25 protein-coding genes are annotated in these 20,166 nt (G+C 40.4%); 16 read left to right on the top strand and 9 right to left on the bottom strand.

The window, feature by feature from the left end; translation table 11 throughout:
• Window positions 1-29 precede the first annotated feature (29 nt).
• The 4 genes from FKV42_RS06705 to ahbD all read right to left on the bottom strand — a co-directional run bounded on the left by FKV42_RS06705 (window position 30) and on the right by ahbD (window position 2,743).
• Window positions 30-704, bottom strand: coding sequence for a precorrin-2 dehydrogenase/sirohydrochlorin ferrochelatase family protein (locus FKV42_RS06705; RefSeq protein ID WP_154809451.1), 675 nt, complete (start codon window positions 702-704; stop codon window positions 30-32).
• A 61-nt stretch (window positions 705-765) separates the two neighbouring features.
• On the bottom strand, window positions 766-1,224 hold the full coding sequence (gene ahbB, locus FKV42_RS06700) for a siroheme decarboxylase subunit beta (RefSeq protein WP_154809450.1): 459 nt from the start codon (window positions 1,222-1,224) through the stop codon (window positions 766-768).
• A gap of 11 nt (window positions 1,225-1,235) precedes the next feature.
• Window positions 1,236-1,691: a siroheme decarboxylase subunit alpha gene (gene ahbA, locus FKV42_RS06695; RefSeq protein ID WP_154809449.1), complete on the bottom strand. Its 456-nt coding sequence runs from the start codon at window positions 1,689-1,691 to the stop codon at window positions 1,236-1,238.
• A gap of 5 nt (window positions 1,692-1,696) precedes the next feature.
• Window positions 1,697-2,743 carry a heme b synthase gene (gene ahbD, locus FKV42_RS06690; protein WP_154809448.1) on the bottom strand — a complete coding sequence of 349 codons (1,047 nt, stop codon included), beginning with the start codon at window positions 2,741-2,743 and terminating at the stop codon, window positions 1,697-1,699.
• 202 nt (window positions 2,744-2,945) lie between these two features.
• Here ahbD and FKV42_RS14350 point away from each other — a divergent pair, with 202 nt between their 5' ends.
• The 13 genes from FKV42_RS14350 to FKV42_RS06625 all read left to right on the top strand — a co-directional run bounded on the left by FKV42_RS14350 (window position 2,946) and on the right by FKV42_RS06625 (window position 14,025).
• Window positions 2,946-3,062, top strand: coding sequence for a CcmD family protein (locus tag FKV42_RS14350; protein WP_154809495.1), 117 nt, complete (start codon window positions 2,946-2,948; stop codon window positions 3,060-3,062).
• Between the two features lie 9 nt (window positions 3,063-3,071).
• Window positions 3,072-3,476 carry a cytochrome c maturation protein CcmE domain-containing protein gene (locus FKV42_RS06680; protein WP_230375520.1) on the top strand — a complete coding sequence of 135 codons (405 nt, stop codon included), beginning with the start codon at window positions 3,072-3,074 and terminating at the stop codon, window positions 3,474-3,476.
• 12 nt (window positions 3,477-3,488) lie between these two features.
• Complete coding sequence (locus tag FKV42_RS06675; RefSeq protein WP_154809446.1) at window positions 3,489-4,358, top strand: polyprenyl synthetase family protein; 870 nt, start codon at window positions 3,489-3,491, stop codon at window positions 4,356-4,358.
• 25 nt (window positions 4,359-4,383) lie between these two features.
• On the top strand, window positions 4,384-5,574 hold the full coding sequence (locus tag FKV42_RS06670) for a radical SAM/SPASM domain-containing protein (RefSeq protein ID WP_154809445.1): 1,191 nt from the start codon (window positions 4,384-4,386) through the stop codon (window positions 5,572-5,574).
• 235 nt (window positions 5,575-5,809) lie between these two features.
• The gene (gene ahaH, locus FKV42_RS06665) at window positions 5,810-6,118 is read left to right on the top strand and encodes an ATP synthase archaeal subunit H (RefSeq protein ID WP_394348049.1); all 309 of its coding nucleotides are present in this window, start codon (window positions 5,810-5,812) and stop codon (window positions 6,116-6,118) included.
• Window positions 6,111-8,063 carry a V-type ATP synthase subunit I gene (locus FKV42_RS06660; RefSeq protein ID WP_154809443.1) on the top strand — a complete coding sequence of 651 codons (1,953 nt, stop codon included), beginning with the start codon at window positions 6,111-6,113 and terminating at the stop codon, window positions 8,061-8,063. Before ahaH ends, FKV42_RS06660 begins: the two co-directional genes overlap by 8 nt.
• Window positions 8,064-8,067: 4 nt before the next feature.
• A complete protein-coding gene (locus tag FKV42_RS06655) occupies window positions 8,068-8,301 on the top strand; it encodes a V-type ATP synthase subunit K (RefSeq protein WP_230375518.1) in 234 nt (77 codons plus the stop codon).
• Between the two features lie 46 nt (window positions 8,302-8,347).
• Entirely contained in the window at window positions 8,348-8,899 is a 552-nt protein-coding gene (locus tag FKV42_RS06650) for a V-type ATP synthase subunit E (protein ID WP_154809442.1), read from the top strand.
• Window positions 8,900-8,906: 7 nt separating this feature from the next.
• Window positions 8,907-9,983, top strand: a complete 1,077-nt coding sequence (locus FKV42_RS06645; protein ID WP_154809441.1) for a V-type ATP synthase subunit C — start codon at window positions 8,907-8,909, stop codon at window positions 9,981-9,983.
• Entirely contained in the window at window positions 9,983-10,282 is a 300-nt protein-coding gene (locus FKV42_RS06640; RefSeq protein WP_154809440.1) for a V-type ATP synthase subunit F, read from the top strand. Before FKV42_RS06645 ends, FKV42_RS06640 begins: the two co-directional genes overlap by 1 nt.
• Window positions 10,273-12,009 (top strand): ATP synthase subunit A, encoded by a 1,737-nt coding sequence (locus FKV42_RS06635; RefSeq protein WP_154809439.1) that lies wholly within the window; start codon window positions 10,273-10,275, stop codon window positions 12,007-12,009. The genes FKV42_RS06640 and FKV42_RS06635 overlap by 10 nt, the downstream gene beginning before the upstream one ends.
• Window position 12,010: 1 nt before the next feature.
• Window positions 12,011-13,390, top strand: a complete 1,380-nt coding sequence (locus tag FKV42_RS06630; protein ID WP_154809438.1) for an ATP synthase subunit B — start codon at window positions 12,011-12,013, stop codon at window positions 13,388-13,390.
• 17 nt (window positions 13,391-13,407) lie between these two features.
• Entirely contained in the window at window positions 13,408-14,025 is a 618-nt protein-coding gene (locus tag FKV42_RS06625; protein WP_154809437.1) for a V-type ATP synthase subunit D, read from the top strand.
• Window positions 14,026-14,388: 363 nt separating this feature from the next.
• Here the strand turns inward: FKV42_RS06625 and bcp are convergent, their stop codons facing one another.
• Entirely contained in the window at window positions 14,389-14,868 is a 480-nt protein-coding gene (gene bcp, locus FKV42_RS06620; RefSeq protein WP_154809436.1) for a thioredoxin-dependent thiol peroxidase, read from the bottom strand.
• Window positions 14,869-15,143: 275 nt separating this feature from the next.
• Here bcp and FKV42_RS06615 point away from each other — a divergent pair, with 275 nt between their 5' ends.
• Both FKV42_RS06615 and FKV42_RS06610 read left to right on the top strand, forming a co-directional pair.
• Complete coding sequence (locus FKV42_RS06615; protein ID WP_154809435.1) at window positions 15,144-15,776, top strand: ABC transporter ATP-binding protein; 633 nt, start codon at window positions 15,144-15,146, stop codon at window positions 15,774-15,776.
• On the top strand, window positions 15,776-16,567 hold the full coding sequence (locus FKV42_RS06610) for an ABC transporter permease (RefSeq protein ID WP_154809434.1): 792 nt from the start codon (window positions 15,776-15,778) through the stop codon (window positions 16,565-16,567). The genes FKV42_RS06615 and FKV42_RS06610 overlap by 1 nt, the downstream gene beginning before the upstream one ends.
• A 6-nt stretch (window positions 16,568-16,573) precedes the next feature.
• Here the strand turns inward: FKV42_RS06610 and FKV42_RS06605 are convergent, their stop codons facing one another.
• Entirely contained in the window at window positions 16,574-16,897 is a 324-nt protein-coding gene (locus tag FKV42_RS06605; protein WP_154809433.1) for a DMT family transporter, read from the bottom strand.
• A gap of 196 nt (window positions 16,898-17,093) precedes the next feature.
• Between FKV42_RS06605 and FKV42_RS06600 the strand changes: the two genes are divergently transcribed.
• Window positions 17,094-18,905 carry a KUP/HAK/KT family potassium transporter gene (locus FKV42_RS06600; protein WP_154809432.1) on the top strand — a complete coding sequence of 604 codons (1,812 nt, stop codon included), beginning with the start codon at window positions 17,094-17,096 and terminating at the stop codon, window positions 18,903-18,905.
• Window positions 18,906-19,015: 110 nt separating this feature from the next.
• Here FKV42_RS06600 and FKV42_RS06595 read toward each other — a convergent pair whose 3' ends face one another.
• The 3 genes from FKV42_RS06595 to FKV42_RS06585 all read right to left on the bottom strand — a co-directional run bounded on the left by FKV42_RS06595 (window position 19,016) and on the right by FKV42_RS06585 (window position 20,057).
• Window positions 19,016-19,258, bottom strand: a complete 243-nt coding sequence (locus tag FKV42_RS06595; protein WP_154809431.1) for a hypothetical protein — start codon at window positions 19,256-19,258, stop codon at window positions 19,016-19,018.
• A gap of 198 nt (window positions 19,259-19,456) precedes the next feature.
• Complete coding sequence (locus FKV42_RS06590; RefSeq protein ID WP_154809430.1) at window positions 19,457-19,780, bottom strand: cupin domain-containing protein; 324 nt, start codon at window positions 19,778-19,780, stop codon at window positions 19,457-19,459.
• A 109-nt stretch (window positions 19,781-19,889) separates the two neighbouring features.
• Window positions 19,890-20,057 (bottom strand): hypothetical protein, encoded by a 168-nt coding sequence (locus tag FKV42_RS06585; protein WP_154809429.1) that lies wholly within the window; start codon window positions 20,055-20,057, stop codon window positions 19,890-19,892.
• Between the last annotated feature and the right edge of the window lie 109 nt (window positions 20,058-20,166).

Below are 20,166 nucleotides of genomic sequence, written 5' to 3'. Positions count from 1 at the left end.
ATTCAAATAGCGCTGTCTATGGTATATGTTCATCTGACTTTCTCGCTTATTTTCTTCCTTACTATATCCTGTGCTGTATTAAACCCTTTTTCATACGATTCTTTAAGCCCTTTCCACACTTGCTCACTCTCAAGAATGTTCCACAATATTTCTTTTCTGTCTCTCTGGTCAGGGACTTCGTCTTTTAGGTAAGTTCTCATCTCATCCTGTATTTTGATCATGTCGGCAAATTCGGGAGTAATGATCTTCTCCACTTGCTGACGTGTAAATCTTGAAAAAGCAGGACTTGAGCCGGTAGTGGATATGCTGATCGTCAGTCCTTCGCGTTTGATTACAGCAGGAACGGTGACATCACCAATGGCATCTACTTCGTTTGTCAGTATCCCAAAGGATTTGGACAGATTAACAATTCTTTCATTTATGCTTCTGTCATTGGTAGCAGGTATTACAAGGAAAGCATCTCTAATGATCTCGTCTATCTCTTCATCAGTAAGCTTTCCTGCATCTGCTTTGATGAGCTGAATTCCGTATTTTTCTTCAAGATCATAAAAAACATCGTAAAAGCTCCGGCTGACTACCGTAACTTTTGCGTACTCTGAGAACAGGTTAGCTTTTCTTTCCCCAACAGATCCACTTCCGAATATCACGACTTTCTTGTCGCTCATATCAATCAGCAGTGGCAGGAAGTGGTTCTTGTCTTTCATCTCTCTATCTCCGGAAATGATTGCCTTCTGCTTTTTCCGGTAACTTAGTTAAAGATTACGATTACAACCTAACTCCAGTTTTCTTGAATTCCCTGTCACTATAAAGAAGTTTATAATCTTTAATTCCAGTTGCCTCTGAGATTTTTGCTGCAATTTTCTCGCAGTCTTCCTTTGTGTATGAGTGGACCATTGCAAACAGGTTATAATCCCATCCGGGAACCCGTGGTCTTTCATAGCAGTGCGTGACCTCGGAAAAGCCAGCCATTATTGTGCCAATTTCTTCTGTACTCTCATCAGGTACATTCCAGACACACATTGCATTTGCAACAATTCCGATATCCCTGTGTCCGATTGATGCGCCGAATCTGCGAATAACCTCTTCTTCCTGCATCTTTTTGAGGCGGTCAACAATTTCCTGTTCGCTGATCCCAAGTTCACTGGCAATATCTGCAAAAGGTGATCTTTTAAGCAGGATGCCGTTCTGTGTCATTTTTATTATTTTTTCATCCATGTCATCCATGTTCTCACCTTTTATTTAATGTTGAACCTGACTCCTATTTTGAACAGTTTTTTCGTTGGCAGGTCGATAAACTCCAGTCCTGTCTTTTCCCGGAGTTCTTCTAATATAGTGTCGATTCTTTCTCTGTTAGCTGCAGAAATTGTGAACCACACATTGAATTTCTCTGGTCTGTGGTAGTTGTGGGATACTTCGTGATATTCGTTGATGTATCCTGCTACTTCGTCAACCTTTTCTTCAGGAACACTTACAGCGACCAGTGTGCTGGTGCCACCAACACCTCTGCGGTTAATTATGGGGCCTATTTTCCTGACAGCGCCTTCATCATGTAACCTTTCAAGTCTTTCAATAACTTCATCTTCACTGATGCCCAGTTCTTCTCCCAGTTTTTCGTAAGGCTCAGTTTCCAGAGGAAAACCAAACTGGATAGTATTGAGTATCTTTTTATCGGTATCATCAAGAAATATCATTCAAATCACTGTTTTTTAGGTACATATATACAGTACGGCTCTTCTTCCAGGTAGTCGCCTGTAGCAGCATAAGCTCGGGCACGGCAGCCTCCGCATACTGTATTATATTCGCATCTTCCGCATTTACCCTTGAGTTTGGAAACATCACGCAGGTCGTTGAATACTTTGGAGTTCTCCCAGATGTCCTTGAAACTCTGCTCTTTTATGTTTCCTGCAAGTGCGGGAAGATATCCGCAAGGGAATACATCTCCTGTGCTTGATACGAAGCAAAATCCAGTTCCTCCGAGACATCCTTTGGTCATTGCTTCGTAGCCGTGTGTCTTGACACTGATCTCGATGCCTTCTTTTTCCGCACGCTGACGCATTATTCTGAAATAATGAGGTGCACAGGTTGCTTTGAGCTGTATGCCTGCATCCTTCTGCCTGTCATAGAACCAGTTGAGTATTCTTTCATATTCCACAGGCGGAATCTCTTCATTTTCAAGTTCCTTGCCTCTGCCTGTTGGTACAAGCAGAAAAATGTGAAGTGCATCTGCACTAAGTTCCTTTGCCTTTTCCAGTATTTCCGGAATTTCATCAATGGTGCGTTTTGTAATTGTTGAATTGATCTGGAATCCTACGCCTGCACTTTTAAGATTCTCAATTCCTGTTGTTGCACCATCAAATGCCCCCGGCACGCAACGGAAGTCATCGTGGGTTTTGGAGCTTGAACCATCAAGGCTTATGCTCACTCTCTGTATGCCTACACTTTTTATTTTATCTGCCATTTCAGGTGTGACTAAAGTTCCGTTTGTTGCCATGGCAACACGCAGGCCTTTTTCTGTGGCATACTTTGCTATTTCAAAAATGTCATCTCTTACCAGTGGCTCTCCGCCACTAAGTATGAGTATTGGGTTTCCCATTTCCTTTATTTCATCTACGAAATGGAGTGCTTCTTCAGTTGTAAGTTCGCCCTCGGGTTTTTTTTCGGTTGATGAGCCTCTGCAATGTTTGCATGAAAGGTTGCATCCTGCTGTTGTTTCCCAGGCGATGAGTCTTGGAGGTTTTACCATAATTGATCATAAAAATTTTTGTTCGTATACTTATATTACCTTTTTATAGGATGGAACTATACTACTGCACACCCATATTAATACTTGATTATCAGGCCGGACCACTTATGCATATATTGGTTCATTCGTGCTTGATTGTTGATCGAAGGGTTCGTCTTAATGCCAATGACGGACAAATAGGCTGATATAGAGGTGATTCTTTATAGGCGCGTTAGAGATTGCATTTGCAATTACGTGGATTACGTTGATGCTATACCTTGCATACATTATAAGTTCACGTAGAAAGCTGATGCGTCAATTTAGCAGGATAGAAAAGTGATTCTGGTAAATGACCATTGTAGAGGTACTTCCTATGGATAAAACACAAAAAACGATAGTTGCAGTTGTATTTATTACAGTTGTTGCTTTTGTAGGTCTCTGGAACGTTGACCTTTCACAGGGCTATTATATGGTATCTGAAATTTCTCAGAATTCTGAGAAGTTCGTAGGGCATGATGTCAATACAATGGGTATGATCAAGAACGGAACTCTTGATATATCTACAGATGGCACTTCTTTTGCACTTCAGGATCTTGAAGAACCTTCTTATGAAATTAATGTGGAGTATACAGGCTCGCTTCCGGCCAACCTTGTTGAAGGGCAAAGTGTTAGTATAAGTGGAAAAATGCTTTCCTCTACTATGGTTGAAGCAAGTCAGATAGTAATGAGCTGTCCTTCTAAATACTCGGAGTAAGCAGGCGTGGTTATGATACAAATAGAAGATCTGGATGAATATCAACTAATCAAGATGGCCAAGGATGATATGGTCCGGTCTATGGATGATAGTTCCCAGATGAAAAAGATGCTTCTGCATATATGCAGTTCCGGTGGAAAGAATATTCGTCCTGTTATGCTTATATTATGTACTGAGATGTGTGGGGGAAATTCAACAGAAGGTGTTAAAGCTGCACTTGCAATTGAATTTATTCATTCCGCATCTCTTATTCATGATGATGTACTTGACGGAGGTCTTGTACGTCGTGGTGTCGAGTCGGCACACAAAAAATATGGAATACCTGCAGCGATACTTTGTGGTGACTTCCTGATCTCTAAAGCAATCTCTCTAATTTCAGGTTACGGTAACAATGCAGTAAATGAATTCGGTCGTGCCGGGATGTATATGGCTGAAGGTGAAACCATCGATATTTCAAGTGTTGATGATGAGTTCCAGGATAAGAACTACTTTGAGTGCATTAGCAAAAAGACCGGTTCTCTTTTCGCTGCCAGTGCTGCTATTGGTGCATATGTTGCAAATGCAGATGCTGAGACTGCCAAAAAACTAAGGTCTTTTGGTGAAAACGTAGGTAATGCCTATCAGATAGTTGATGATCTGCTTGAGTATCTTAATGAGCTTGAAGATAAGAGTTCTACTTATGAGTCAGTTACGTTACCTCTAATATATGAAAGATCCATGGGCCGTGATAAGGCTGTGGAGATGACTGTAGAGCAGGTTCGTATCTGTGTTAAGAATGCAAAAGACATCCTTGCTTCTTTTCCTTCTTCTGATGCAAGGGATAAACTGGAGTTAATAACTGACCTTATTACAGTGGATATGCTTCCTGCTGATATCCTTTAATTTTATTCAATTACCAGGTGACTTCATGAGGGTTTATGATAAATCAGTAATTAAAGTAAATGCCAGCATTGAAAACGGACGTGTGGTCCTTGATACAGAAGGTCCGCTATCTCCTGTTGCAAAACCTATTATTAAACGTATCAACAAGATATTTCTTGAGGAAAAACCCATCTATTCTGACGAGGATAATATTATCTTCTCCACATGGGCCCCTCCGATGCCCGGTGATATTTTTAATAGGATGATCAGTGCACAGGTGGCTTCTATTTTAAAGAAAAGGGTGCCTGATCAGTTCTCTATAGGTATTACTACGCATTGTCCTTATAATTGCATACATTGCGGTGCAGCCGGTACCGTTGCAGATCCTATTGTTACATTTGATGAGGTTAATAGTGCTATACAACAGGCTATTGATCTTGGTTCTTATTACATAGCTTTTGATGGCGGGGAAACTTTGCTCAGGAAGGACTTTGAGCAAATGGTGGCAAAAGTGGATAAGACTCGTGCTGTTGTTTCATGTTTCACTTCCGGGTTCAGTTTAACTGAACAAAGGGCCAGGGATCTAAAGGCAGCCGGGCTTTTTGCTGCACATCTGAGCCTTGACAGTCCTGATGAGGCTGAACATGATCGTGTGAGAGGTACTGAAGGAGCTTTCCAGAACACTCTTAATGGTATAAGGCATTTTGTCAATGCAGGTGTTCTTGCAGATCTTTTTGTGGTTGTTTCACCTCATAATATCGATGACCTTGATGGTTTCTATAATTTTGCAGCTGACATGGGTATGCAGGAAATGTCAATTTACGAGATCATAGCTGTAGGACGCTGGCTGGATCATGAGGATGAGGTAATAAGCTCTAAGGATGTTGACAGGCTTGGAAAATTCCAGAAATCAATGAATAAGAAAGAGGATGGTCCAAGGGTAACTTCATTCCCGAATTTTATGGGTCCTGATGAGTTTGGTTGTTTTGCCGGCAGAAGGTGGATGCATGCAACTGCAGGGGGAGATGTTTTGCCCTGTGCTTATACTCCTCTGTCATTCGGGAATATTCGTGAGGAAAGTCTTGCTACCATATGGGAAAGAATGGGTAAACATGAAGCATATAATTGTTCTGCAGAATACTGTATGATGCGCAACCCGGAATTCAGGAGCAAATATATCCATACTATTCCAGAAGGAATACCGCTTCCGGTTATGCTAGATAAATCTATGCATTGATTGAAAAAATTCATTATTTGGGATAATCATTAATAATCGCCATACGATGGCGATATTTAATTGTAATATATTAGAATAATCTGTGGTACTATAATGATAAATCATTACTATTTTTGGCTCGCTGGTACCCGGAAAACCGAATACTTTATATGTGAGCTAGCAATAGGAGATGTTGATTTATTCGGGATAATAAGCAATTCATCACATGAGGATTAGCATGGCCAAAGAAAAAATCTTGTCGGAAATCAAAGAGGCAGAAGACAATGCACGCAAAATGGTTGACGACGGTAAGAAAAAGAAAAATGACCGTATCGCCAGTGCACGTGCCGAGGCCAGGGAAATCATAAAACAGGCCGAGCTTGATGCACAAAAATCTGCACAAAGTGCAATGAAATCTGCAGAAGAGTCAATCGCTTCAGATAAAGCAAAGATCATCGAAGGTGGAGAGAGTGAAGCTAAAGGTATAGCGTCCGCTGCTACTCCCAAGATCGATGAAGCTGTCGAGTTACTTATAAACGAATTCGAGAGGGCAATACATGCTTGATCTAAAGCAGATGAACCGTGCTGTGATTGTCGGTCATAAAAATATTTTTGAAGATACCGTCGACGCTCTGCACAAAGCAAATCTGTTCCAGATCGAAGATTACAATGAAGATGATTCCGGTCTCCGTATTGGCAGACCTTTTGAGAATGTAGATGAAGTTTCCAAGAAACTTATCAAGATAAGATCCATTGCAAATATGCTCGGTATCAAAGATGCTGCAGCTAAGAAGCAAGACAAGAAAGCACTTCTTTCTTCTCTGGATACTACTCTTGAAGAGCTTGATGCTGAACTTGATGTCAAGGCTGGACAGAAAAGCAATCTTGAAGCCGAGCTCAAAGAACTTGATTCTCTTAAAAAAGAATTACTTCCATTTGCAAATATTCCTATTGATCTGGACTATTATAGTGGTTATGAGCATCTCTCTGTTTTTGCAGGTGCTATTAAAGAAGATGTGGAATCTTCTATTTCAAAGATTACTTCTTCATATGAGTCATTCTATGATGCTAAAGAAGGTACATTGGTCTTGTTCGTAACCGCTGAAAAGTCAGGAGAGGTTGCTGACCTGCTTGCAAAATCTGGTTTCAGGGAGAGTCGTATCCCTAGCGGATCAGGTGTTCCATCTAGCCTGCTTTCTACCTGCGAATCCAAGGAAGCAGATCTGGTGAAAAAGATAGCATCTATAGATGCAGAAATGGACTCTCTTAAGGATAAATATGCTGACTTTATAATGGCCAGCAATGAGGTTCTTTCAATAGAGGCGCAGAAATCAGAGGCTCCTCTTAAGATTGCAACTTCTGATAGTACTTTCATAATCGATGGATGGGTTCCTGCCAATGACTTTGCTGAACTTGAACGTGTCGTCAAGGAAGCAACAAATGGTCGTGCATTCGTCTCCATGCAGGAGATGACAAAGGCAGATGAAAAGATAGTTCCTATTGAGTATAACAACTCTAATGTAACTGCTCCGTTCCAGGAAATCCTGGATCTTTATGCAAGGCCGGTATACAAAGAACTAGACCCAACCGCATTGCTGTTCATTTCTTTCCCTCTATTCTATGGAATGATTCTTGGGGATATCGGTTATGCATTAATATTGCTTGCAATGGCAGTAGCTATTAAGAAGATTGTTTCTTCTGATGCAGTTAAGCCACTCATGAATATCCTTATATGCTGCCAGGTATCTACTCTGATATTTGGTTTGTTATATGGTGAATTCCTGGGTTTCTCACTTGCAAGTCTTCACACAGAACATGAATCGGTATCTGGATTAATTCCTGGATTCGAGACTATTGAACTTTTTGCATCTCCCGTCGGGGATGAAATGATTACTTTCCCTGTTCACAGGACTCACCTTGTGATGACTTTGATTATTGCCACCGCACTTATAGGCTTTATTCATATCAACATCGGTTACCTGCTTGGTTTCATTAATGAGAACAAGAAACATGGAATGTCAGCAGCTATTTTTGAAAAAGGCAGCTGGTTTGTAATTGAGATTGGACTTCTATTGGCTATTCTCGGATATGCAGCACTCTCCTCTTCTGCAATTGCAATGGTAGGTGTTGTTGTGTTCGTAATAGGTGTGATCATGCTCTTGAAGGGAGAAGGTATCAAAGGACCTGTCGAGTTGCCGTCACTTCTCAGTAACTCACTGTCTTACACTCGTATTATAGCTGTAGGATTATCATCCATCTATATTGCATCAACTGTGAACCTTATCGCTTTCGAGATGATATGGGAACCAGGAACTCCAATAGGTGCAACAACAATATTCGCAATTATCGTGTTCTTAGGTGGACACGGATTAAATACTGCTCTGAGTATTATGGCCCCCGGTTTACACGCACTCAGGTTGCAGTATGTAGAATTCTTCGGAAAATTCTACGAAGGAGGGGGACGCAAATACGATCCATTCGGATATATTAAAAAATACACGGAGGAATAAGAAAATGGCAACAGAAACAGTAGCCTTAATGGGCAACGAAGGATTAAAAGCAATTGGTGCAGGACTCGCAGTAGGACTTACAGGACTTGCATCTGCAATCGCAGAAAGAGACATTGGTAGTGCAGCAGTAGGAGCAATGGCAGAGAACGAGAGTCTTTTCGGTAAGGGTCTTATCCTGACTGTAATCCCAGAAACAATTGTAATTTTTGGTCTGGTAGTTGCATTGTTGATCAGCTAATTTAAGGGCGTGTTTTTCGCTCTTAAATTTTCCAAAGGTGTTGAGCATGGGACTAGAAACTGTTGTTAAAGATATCATGGATGCTGCACAGGCAGAAGTTTCCAACATGGATTCTGAAGCAGATGCAGAAGTAGCCTTGATTCTGGATGAAGCAAAACAGAATGCTAAAAGGATTATGGGCGAGCGTCTTGCAAAAGCAGAAGATGATATTAAAAAGATAAGGCAGCAAGATATATCCAGTGCAAATCTTGAAGTGAAGCGCACATTGCTCAATGCACGCAAGGAAATACTCGATAAAGTATATGTCCAGGCTGTAGAAACCATCTCTGGTTTTTCTCCAGAGAAAAATGAAGAACTTCTCAAGGAACTCATTGCAGAAAATGAGGCAAACGGTAGTAAGATTTATTCTAACACTGAATCCGAGGAGCTTGTCAAGAAGTTATCTTCTCTCGAATACGCAGGTAACATCGATTGTCTCGGTGGCGTTGTTATCGAGAATGAAGATGGTACTATCAGATTGGATTATACCTATGATGTTATCCTTAAAAGCGTGAATGAGCAGTTCTTGAAACAGACATCTGATATCTTATTCGGGTGATTTCTAAATGCAGCTGTTGCAGAAATTTAAGCGTGGTAATTCCAAAAAGTCCCTGTCAAAGGGTCATGCGAATTATGCATATACCATAGCACGTGTACGTGCAATGAAAAGTAAGCTTCTGCCAAAGGAGACCTATCCTAGGCTCATGAACATGAGCATTGATGAAATTACCAGATTCATTGAAGAATCTGAGTATAAAGAGGATATCGATCAACTGGCAAGGCAGTATGAAGGCGTGGATCTTATTGAGCATGCCCTTAACAGAAATCTCGCAGAAACCTTCACGAAATTACTTTATATTTCTGAGGGAGATGTGAATTTCCTTATCGGTGAAAAACTCAAAAAGTATGATATCTGGAATATAAAGACCATTCTGCGTGGTAAATATTGTAATGCATCTACAGAAGAGATTCTTGATGCAATTGTTGCAGGAGGAAGACTGAATTATTCTTCTCTTTCAGAGCTTGCAGCAAAAGCAACTTATGAGGATGTCATCTCTGAGCTTGCAAACACGGAATATTACCCGATATTAGAGAATTATGATGGTACAAATCTTTCTGAGATTGAGAACAAGCTTGATAAAATGTACTATACAGGTCTGTTTGACGCAGTCGGCGGATCAAAGTCTAAAGATCGCAAGCTGTTTGAGGAATTCACCAGGATGGGTATTGATCTGAAAAACCTTATTACTCTCTTCCGTTTGAAGAAGTCAGGAATAACTGATCCTGAAGCAATGGATTTGATGATTGATGGTGGATTAAGGTGCAACCTTAAAGAAACTGGGAAATTGTTGCCTCTTTCCTTTGCAGATTTTGTATCTGAGCTGGAAAGTAATCCTTACTGGGATGTAATTTCAGATATTGTAAAACCTGATATGACTTCATTGGTTGATGTCGAGACCAGACTGAAAAATCACAGGCTTAAATCTGCAGCAAGCTTCTCACATGTTTATCCGAATTCAATTGTACCAATCATGGACTACATGCTAAGTAAGCAGAACGAGATAAGCAACTTGCGGATTATTATTCGCGGAAAAGCTGCCAACCTGGAAGATGATGTAATCAAGGAACAGTTGGTGATCTGATGGAATTAGCAGTGGTCGGCAATAGCGAGTTTGTAACGGGTTTCAGGCTTGCTGGTGTCAAAAAGATATTTGAAGTTAATAATGGCGAACTTGAGCCTACTGTAGAGAAAATACTTGAGGATCGAGAAGTCGGCATTCTGATAATGCACGGTGATGATCTGAATGAACTACCGGAGATGTTGAGATACACTATCAGCGATTCTGTTGAGCCAACTGTTGTGACTCTCGGTGGTAGTGGTGAAAGTTCGAACTTAAGGGAAAAAATAAAGCAATCGGTAGGTGTAGATCTGTGGAAATGAAAGGTGAAATTTATCGTGTGGCCGGACCTGTCGTTACGATTATGGGTATCAAGCCAAAGATGTACGATGTGGTACATGTTGGTCACGAAGGTCTTATGGGCGAAGTTATCAGAATTGAAGGTGACAAAGCTACTGTTCAGGTATATGAGGATACATCTGGTATCAAGCCAGGTGAGCCTGTAGTGAACACTGGTATGTCTCTCTCTGTAGAACTCGGTCCAGGTTTATTAGAAAGTATTTATGATGGTATTCAGAGACCTCTGAAAGTTCTCCAGGAAAAGATGGGAGACTTCATTAATAGAGGTGTGACTGCCAATGGTCTTGACCGTGAAAAATTATGGGAGTTCAAGCCAACAGTATCAAGTGGCGACTCTGTAACCGGTGGTCAGACAATTGGTGTTGTACAGGAAACAATGAACGTTGAGCACAAGATCATGGTGCCACCAACAGTTTCCGGTACGGTTGAAGAAATAAAGTCCGGAAAGTTCAAGGTAGACGAAACAATCTGTGTGCTCGCAGACGGTACTGAAATTTCCATGATGCAGAAGTGGCCTGTAAGAATGCCACGTCCAGTAGAGAAGAAGTTCATTCCAAAAAGACCTCTTATTACAGGTCAGAGAATTCTTGATGGTCTCTTCCCTGTTGCAAAGGGCGGTACAGCAGCTATCCCTGGTCCATTCGGTTCAGGAAAGACTGTTACACAGCAGCAGCTTGCAAAGTGGAGTGACACTGATATTGTAGTATATATCGGATGTGGAGAACGTGGAAACGAGATGGCTGATGTACTGAACGAGTTCCCGGAACTCCAGGACCCAAAGACCGGTCGTCCACTCATGGAACGTACAGTTCTTATTGCAAACACATCCAACATGCCTGTAGCTGCTCGTGAAGCATCTGTTTACACAGGTATCACAATTGCAGAATATTACCGTGACATGGGTTACGATGTATCACTCATGGCTGACTCTTCATCCAGATGGGCAGAAGCAATGAGAGAAATTTCCTCAAGGCTTGAAGAAATGCCTGGTGAAGAAGGTTATCCAGCATACCTTTCTGCAAGGCTCTCAGAGTTCTATGAGCGTGCAGGTGCAGTAAAGTCACTTGCAGCAGAAGAAGGTTCAATTACAGTTATTGGTGCAGTATCACCACCTGGTGGTGACTTCTCAGAGCCTGTTACACAGAACACTCTCCGTATCGTAAAAGTGTTCTGGGCGCTGGATGCAAAACTTGCACAGAGGAGGCACTTCCCATCCATTGACTGGCTTACAAGTTACAGTCTGTACACTCAGGGTCTTTCCGACTGGTTCTCAGAAAACGTTGCACCAGACTGGGTACCACTCAGGGACAATGCAATGGATCTTCTCCAGCAGGAATCCGAACTTCAGGAAATTGTACAGCTCGTTGGTTCCGATGCACTTCCGGAAGACCAGCAGTTGGTTCTTGAGATCTGCCGCATGCTCAGGGAATACTTCCTTCAGCAGAACGCATTCCACCCTGTTGATACATACTGTCCATTCGATAAGCAGTACAAATTACTCAAAGCAATCTCCAAGTACAGTGACATGGCACAGGCAGCACTGGAATCTGGTATCCCTATGAAAGATATCCTTTCAGTAGAATCCAAAGATGAACTTGCAAAGGTCAAGTACGAAGAAGAATTTGATTCCGCACTGAATGTTGTTATGGAAAAGATGGACAAGGAATTTGCAGCACTTGGAGGCAATTAAGATGACCAAGGAATATAAGACAATCACAGAAATCGCTGGACCACTGATCTTCCTCGAGAAGACCGAACCAGTAGGTTACGGTGAACTTGTTCACATCAACCTTCCAGACGGTACAACAAAGAGAGGTCAGGTTCTTGATACTTCCGCTGACGTTGTAGCAGTTCAGGTATTCGAAGGTACAGGCGGACTCAACGAAGAGTCTGGTGTAGTGTTCTCCGGTGAGACAATTAAGCTCCCTGTATCAAAGGACATGCTCGGACGTATCTTATCCGGTGCAGGTGAACCACTCGATGGCGGACCACGTATTGTTCCAGAAGACAGAGTAGATGTAAACGGTGCATCAATGAACCCGTATTCAAGGATGCCACCAGAGGACTTTATCCAGACAGGTATCTCTACAATTGATGGAACAAACACCCTCGTTCGTGGACAGAAGCTTCCTATCTTCTCAGGATCAGGTCTTCCACACAATGAGATTGCACTTCAGATTGCACGTCAGGCAAAAGTTCCAGGTTCCGATGAACCTTTCGCAGTAGTATTTGCTGCAATGGGTATCACAAACGAAGAAGCTCAGTACTTCATGGAGGACTTCGAGAAGACTGGTGCTCTTGAAAGAGCTGTGGTTTTCCTGAACCTTGCAGACGACCCTGCTGTAGAACGTATCATCACACCAAGGATGGCTCTTACAGCTGCAGAGTACCTTGCATACGAACACGATATGCACGTACTTGTTATCCTTACTGACATCACAAACTACTGTGAAGCACTCCGTCAGATGGGTGCAGCCCGTGAAGAAGTACCAGGTAGACGTGGTTATCCCGGTTACATGTACACTGACCTTGCATCACTCTACGAGCGTGCAGGTGTTATCAAGGGATTGAAGGGTTCAGTTACTCAGTTCTCAATCCTCACCATGCCTGGTGACGATATCACTCACCCGATTCCTGACCTGTCAGGATATATCACAGAAGGTCAGATCGTAGTTTCCAGGGAACTTCACATGAAAGGTATCTACCCACCAATCAATGTACTCCCATCACTGTCACGTCTGATGAACTCAGGTATCGGTGAAGGAAAGACCAGAGACGACCACAAGGCAGTATCTGACCAGATGTATGCAGGATATGCAGAAGGTCGTGACCTCAGAGGTCTTGTAGCTATTGTAGGTAAGGAAGCACTGTCCGAAAGGGACCAGAAGATTCTTGAATTCGCTGACCTGTTCGAAGACAGATTCGTACGTCAGGGAAGAGATGAAGACAGGTCAATTGAAGATACTCTTCAGGTTGGCTGGGACATTCTCTCTGAGCTTCCTGTGGCTCTGCTTACCAGGATCGATAACAAGTATATCGAGAAGTACCACCCTGCTCACAAGAGCAACTAACTGAAAGGTGATCCAACATGGGCGTGAAAGATGTAAAACCAACTCGATCAGAACTTATTGAGATCAAGAAAAAGATTAAGCTCTCACAGAGTGGTCACAAGCTGCTTAAGATGAAGAGAGACGGTCTTATCCTTGAGTTCTTTGAGATTCTCAGCAAGGCTAAGGATGTCAGATCTGAGCTGGATGCCGCCTATGAAGAAGCTTCCCGTAAGATCGGTATTGCAAATGCTGTTGACGGTACAATTACCGTCAAATCCACAGCTTTTGCACTTAAGAGCAAGCCTGAGATTGAGCTGGAAAGCCGTAACATCATGGGTGTAGTCGTTCCAAAGATCGAATCATCCAGTGTTAAGAAGTCCATAAACGAAAGAGGTTATGGTATTCTTGGTACCAGTTCATACACCGATGAGGCAGCAGATGCTTATGAGAATCTTGTAGAAAAGATTATCCTTGCAGCAGAGATAGAGACAACCATGAAAAAGCTTCTTGATGATATCGAGAAGACTAAAAGGCGTGTCAATGCTCTCGAGTTCAAGGTCATACCTGAACTTCAGGAAGCAATGGTCTTCATTAGGCTCCGTCTCGAAGAGATGGAGAGGGAAAACACCTTCAGACTCAAGAGGATCAAAGGATAATCCTTTGATAATCCTTTTTTATGAATGATGTTCCAGAAGATCGACCAAATGTGGTCGATCGTTTTTTTCTAAAAATGATGCAACCTGAGAACCTAGGTAGAATTCTCAGATGGGCATGGTATATATCGCTTTTTATGCTAATATTGGGTTATCTCATTATATTTTCAAAAATAAAGCATGTGTTGCCAATATAAACCTATTATTCTAATTATCTTTTTTCAATTTGTTTTTCTTGAAACATCAGCACGATTGAACAATAATTTGTGTATGAGATAAATGGCTGTTACTCAGGAACTTTCAACAATGATGATAAGTTGTAAAACAACAGCTTCTTTAAGCCGGACGTAGATTATGAAATAATATTTAGTTTTGAATCTCTCTCAAAACCCCAAACACCTTCTCAGCATGCTCTTTTACTCTCACGTTGTCCCAGATTTTTGCAATATTACCTTCCGGGTCAATGAGAAAAGTGCTTCTCACGGTTCCCAGATACTCCTTGCCGTAATTCTTTTTCATTCTCCATACATCATACTTCTGGTGAATTGATGTATCTTCATCAGAAAGGAGTGTAATTCCAAGTTCCTTTTTCTCAATGAATTTTATATGGGATTTTATACTATCTTTACTGACTCCGAGGATTATCGCATTTTCAGATTCAAAATCATCTTTCAGGGCTGTAAAATCCTGTGCTTCCTTTGTACATCCTGAAGTATTATCTTTCGGATAAAAATAAAGAACAATCCATTTCCCTTCAAAATCCTTAAGACAAACATTGTTTTCATTCTGGTCAGGGAGACAAAAATCAGGAGCTTTCTGGTTTTCTGTAAGTGAATTCTTGCTCATGTTTTATCTTATGTATTTTTTCATTTAAAGAGTTTAAGCAAGAAATAAAGGTCAGTGATTCGTTCTGCAAAAGAGAGTTTGGGTTGGTTTCTAATCGGGGGCAGAGTTGTAAGTATATGTCAGACCAACCCACCGATTACTAAGTAATAGCTCTATATATATTTGAGCTACATTATGTAAATAGAACCCAATATTTTATATTGGGAGTTTATATCCGCATACAGCTTGTGCCAATTAGGTAAATGAACATATCTGTATAACTGGAGTATATCATAATGGAACTACTGGATATTCAAAACCTTTCTGTTAGTTTTGATGGAAAAACAATCCTTTCAGATTTTAATCTCTCAGTTGTAAAAGGAGATAAAATACTCATCAAAGGTAAATCTGGAATCGGCAAATCAACACTTTTCAGAATGATAATGGGGTTTGGAAAACATCATTTAGGTGAAATATTTCTGGATAAAGTAAAGGTTGATAGTGATAACATATGGGATATCAGAAAAAAAGTTGCTTATGTACTCCAGGATACGGATATAGCGGAAGGAAAAGTAAGTGATCTTGTTGATGAGGTATTTTCATTCAAGGCAAACAAGGATGCCTATGGAAAAGAACAACTTGAAAGAATAATGTCAGATCTATTCTTATCTCCAAGGATACTGAACAAGGAATACATGAAGCTTTCAGGTGGTGAAAAACAGCGAATATGTCTTATGCTGGCATTATTGTCAGGAAAGGATATCTTCCTGCTGGATGAGGTCACGGCTGAACTTGATGTTACATTGAAACAGAAGGTTGTAGAAATGTTCTTTGACAACCCTCAGTGGACAGTACTTTCTATCTCTCACGATAGGGAATGGGAAGACAAAGCTACGAAGGTCATTGATTTTTCAGGCAAGGTGAACTGATGGAAAGTTACGATATCAGTCTGGAAGGTATGCTTTTTTCATTCCTTCTTCTGTTGATCCCGATTATTATAAGCTATTATCTGGGTATGAAATTAATATCCTCGATTATTGAAAGTGCCTTTCGCATGGTTCTTCAGCTTCTTTTTGTAGGCGTTTTCCTTACTTTTGTGTTCGATCAGAACATTGCACTGCTGAATATTGCATGGGTACTTGTAATGATCTTTGTGGCATCACATACAGTACTGAAGAATGCAGAGCTGAAGGCAGGTAAACTGCTTCCTATGCTTTTGCTTTTTATGGCAGTTACTAATTATGCTATGTTGCTATATTTCAACAGGTTCATAATAGACCTGAACAACGTTTTTGATGCAAGGTATTTCATACCCATTGGAGGCATGGTACTTGGTAATTCTCTGAGGGCCAATATCATAGGAATGGAGAATTTTTGCAGTGATATCCAGAGAAATGAGAACCGTTACCTTTTCCGCTTATCGATGGGTGCTGAAAAGACAGAGGCACTTGTCCCATACCTGCGTAAAAGTTTAGGGGTTGCATTGAAACCAACTTTAGCGAACATGGCTACCATAGGTATTGTATTTATCCCGGGAATGATGACAGGACAGATACTAGCCGGTGCGAGTCCGCTGGTTGCTATAGAATACCAGATAGCCATTATGATCGCTATCTTTGTGACAACGATGGTAAATGTGCTACTTGGTCTACTTGTCCTGATGCAGAGGGGATTTGATGGGTACGGTATATTTAGGAAAGAACTGATAAGGAGTTCCTGAAACATTTCAATTCAAATTGCTACTAAGGTGAAGTCCAATCACTCCAATTGCTATGAGAGCCAGAAATCCGATTCTGACGGGTGGCATCGGTTCCCCAAATCCAAAATGGCCTATAAGTGATATCATAGCAACTCCAATTCCTGCCCAGATTGCATAGGCTATGCTAACATCTATTTTTTTCAGGGCAATTGTAAATGATATGAAACTGATTCCATAGAATACAAATATGAGTATGGATGGCAGTGGCTTTGTCAGGCCTTCTGATATTTTCATGCAGGTGGTCCCACAAATCTCAAAAATGATGGCAAATGCCAGATAAATATAGCTCATTATTCCTCTGTATTTTATTTAATACATCATCTTTTAAGATTTATTAAGCTTCGTCATTATCTCTGCCAAGTTTGTCTATATTTCAAACAAATAAGGCTATTAGTGCTACATGAATGTCATATCGTTCACTTAAACCAAATGCTTTTGTATTACTCCTGTATTTATCAGGGGTATATCTGTTTCAGGAAGTCTTCCTATGATCAAAAAAATAGATATCAGAGGAATAATTAATTCCATGGGTCTTGTTTTTGGAGATATTGGTACGAGTCCGATATACACTCTATCGGTTATATTTATCATTACAAAGCTGACAGAGGAACACGTACTTGGTGTTCTCTCCCTTATTTTCTGGACCCTTATCATACTTGTGACTATAGAATATTCATGGCTGGCAATGAGCCTTGGTAAAAAAGGCGAAGGCGGCACTATAGTATTAAAAGAGATTCTAGTTCCGCTGCTCAAATCCGGCAGACAGGTAAGTGTTATTACATTCTTATCTTATGTGGGTATATCTTTCCTTTTGGGAGATGGCGTTATCACTCCAGCAATCAGTATTCTAAGCGCTGTGGAAGGGTTGCGTGTGATTCCTGGCCTTGAATCTATTACACAGAACACATTGATTTTGATTGCCGGGATTATTGCAATAGGTCTTTTTTCTATTCAAAGGAAAGGTACTGAAAAGATAACATGGGTCTTTGGGCCATTAATGGTTATATGGTTTGCTACACTTGCTTTTTCTGGTGTTATTTCTATTTTCTCTACTCCTGAAGTGATAAAAGCCATAAATCCTTATTATGCAGTTGAATTTGTTTTAACTAATGGATGGACAGGTTTCTTTGTATTGTCTGAAGTAATTCTTTGTGCAACGGGTGGCGAGGCGCTATATGCTGACATGGGGCATCTGGGTAAAGAACCAATCATAAAAGCATGGAGAATAGTATTTGTAGCGCTGGTTCTCAATTATCTGGGACAGGGAGCTTTCATGCTTCGCAATCCTGACTCGACCAATGTTTTGTTTGAAATGATCTATCAGCAGGAACCTGTTATATACATTCCATTCTTGATTATGAGTATATTTGCTACTATAATAGCTTCGCAGGCTATGATAAGCGGTATGTTCTCAATAGTTTACCAGGGAATAAGCACAAGAATAGCACCTCTTCTGAAGATAGATTACACATCTGAAGAGATGAAATCCCAGATTTACATAAGCGTTGTTAACTGGTTACTTCTGGTTTCTGTGCTGTTTGTAATGTATGAGTTCAAGGAATCTCATAAATTAGCTGCAGCATACGGGCTGACAGTAACCGGAAGTATGGTGATAACCGGAATCATGATGACTCTGATCTTTTATATCAGAAAACAGATGTTCAGGTCAGTACTTGCGTTCCTTGTAACAATTGTTGATTTTGTGTACTTGCTGGCTAATATGTACAAGATCCCACATGGTGGTTACTGGTCAATTACTATAGCAACTGCTCTTCTTTGTCTTATATTGATCTACACCACCGGGCAGAAAAGACTATACAGATTGCTAAGGCCAATGCCATTTGCTGATTATCTCAAAAAGTATAATCAGGCTTACATGAGGGCATCTAAAATAAAAGGAACAGCTCTTTTCTTTGCACGGGATATGTCTTTTGTTCCTCCGTATATTACGCATACGATGTTTGATAATGGGATTATTTATGAAGACAATGTTGTAATTTCAATTTCTTTGAGCGAAGAGCCGTTTGGTGTAAACACAAAGTTTAGAGAAGAGATTGCCAAAGGTCTGCGTGTATTTGAGATCAAAATGGGGTATATGGAAGTTATCGACCTGGTTGCGATGCTCAAAACCGAAGGAATAGATGAACGCACTATATTCTATGGTGAAGAAGAGATTATTACGGACAATATAATCTGGAGAATATTTGCCCTGATTAAGAAATTATCTCCTTCTTTTGTCCAGTTCTATAAGCTTCCTTCTGAGAAACTTCATGGAGTAGTCACCAGGTATGAGATGTGATTCATATCCATTTCATGAAGATTTTATAAATGGAAATTGTAAGCAGAAAATTTCCAAAAAATAATGGATAATGCCATTATCCATTATTCGGGATCGTATGCAATGGGTGCTTACTCCCCTTTACTATATGTTCTTACAGATTCGATTTTTTCCCAGTCATAGTAGGTATTGATTTTCTGACCGTTTTCCTCCTCTGTAATGCGTATAAATTGCTCCCCGAGGAAAAGAACCACTTTAGAGTAAACTTTACCTTCATTTACCTGAATGTTTACTCCTTCCCTGAGTTTTCTTGACATTGTCCCGTGAAGTGGGGATGATGCATATTCAAATACTTTCTCCCATGTGTCTTTCATTATTTCACCTTTAATTCAAAATAGTGCTTTTAATTCAGTCCATGTATGGTATTTATCATACATCGGATTCTTATGTGGGAGTCTTTTATATATAAGAGTTACTTGTATTTCAGGTGTAATATAGATATAATAGTTAATCAAATAGAATGTAAATCAATATAAAGTTACAACTAATTTGAAGTTTTGAGTTTAAATCTATTAATCCAGATATTCTTTCCGGCAAGGTGAAAATACTTCAACTGCAACAGAATCTTCAATAACCTGTGCTTCATGTGGGATATTGGAAGGGATGTTCCATGAATCACCAGCAGTTACTTCATATGTTTCATCACCGATAGTAAGTAACATTTTTCCAGAAATCATGTATCCTGTTTGTTCATGAAAATGCTCGTGTGATGGTAAATGACTTTCTTTTTGCAGTAAAAATTCAGTCATCAAAGTTTTTTCCCCGTAAACAATCGTTTTCATCATAATTCCGGGAAGCACTTCTTTGTAATCTGATTCGCTATGTTTTGTGAACATGACATAAGCTTACAGCTTATGTTAATTTATTATTTTGCATTCAAAAGAGTAAAAATGAATATCTTTCTTACCCTTCAGCAGGTAAGAAATTATTTTCTGTTTAGTTTTATCAGTACATCGTACTAATGGAAGGTCTTAAAAGCCCCGCAGCGCATGCTGATTTTTTTGATGCTGCACATTTGAAATTCTCTGGCTTTACATCAAGTTGTTCAAAATCTTTCCAGACTCTGAAATGTCTGAAACGCTGTTGCGTCTTTCTGGACAGCTTCCATTCCATTTTAATATCTCCATTTACAGATTTGGTATTCCGTTTTAAGATTTCTGTGAGGTATTCTTCCTCAATAAGTGCTCTTGTTTTCTCCCATATAAGGTAAACGCATGTAATC

Source organism: Methanolobus vulcani (assembly GCF_006546655.1).
In the GTDB taxonomy this organism is placed as follows: domain Archaea; phylum Halobacteriota; class Methanosarcinia; order Methanosarcinales; family Methanosarcinaceae; genus Methanolobus; species Methanolobus vulcani_A.
This window is presented reverse-complemented; position numbering and strand designations above follow the sequence as displayed.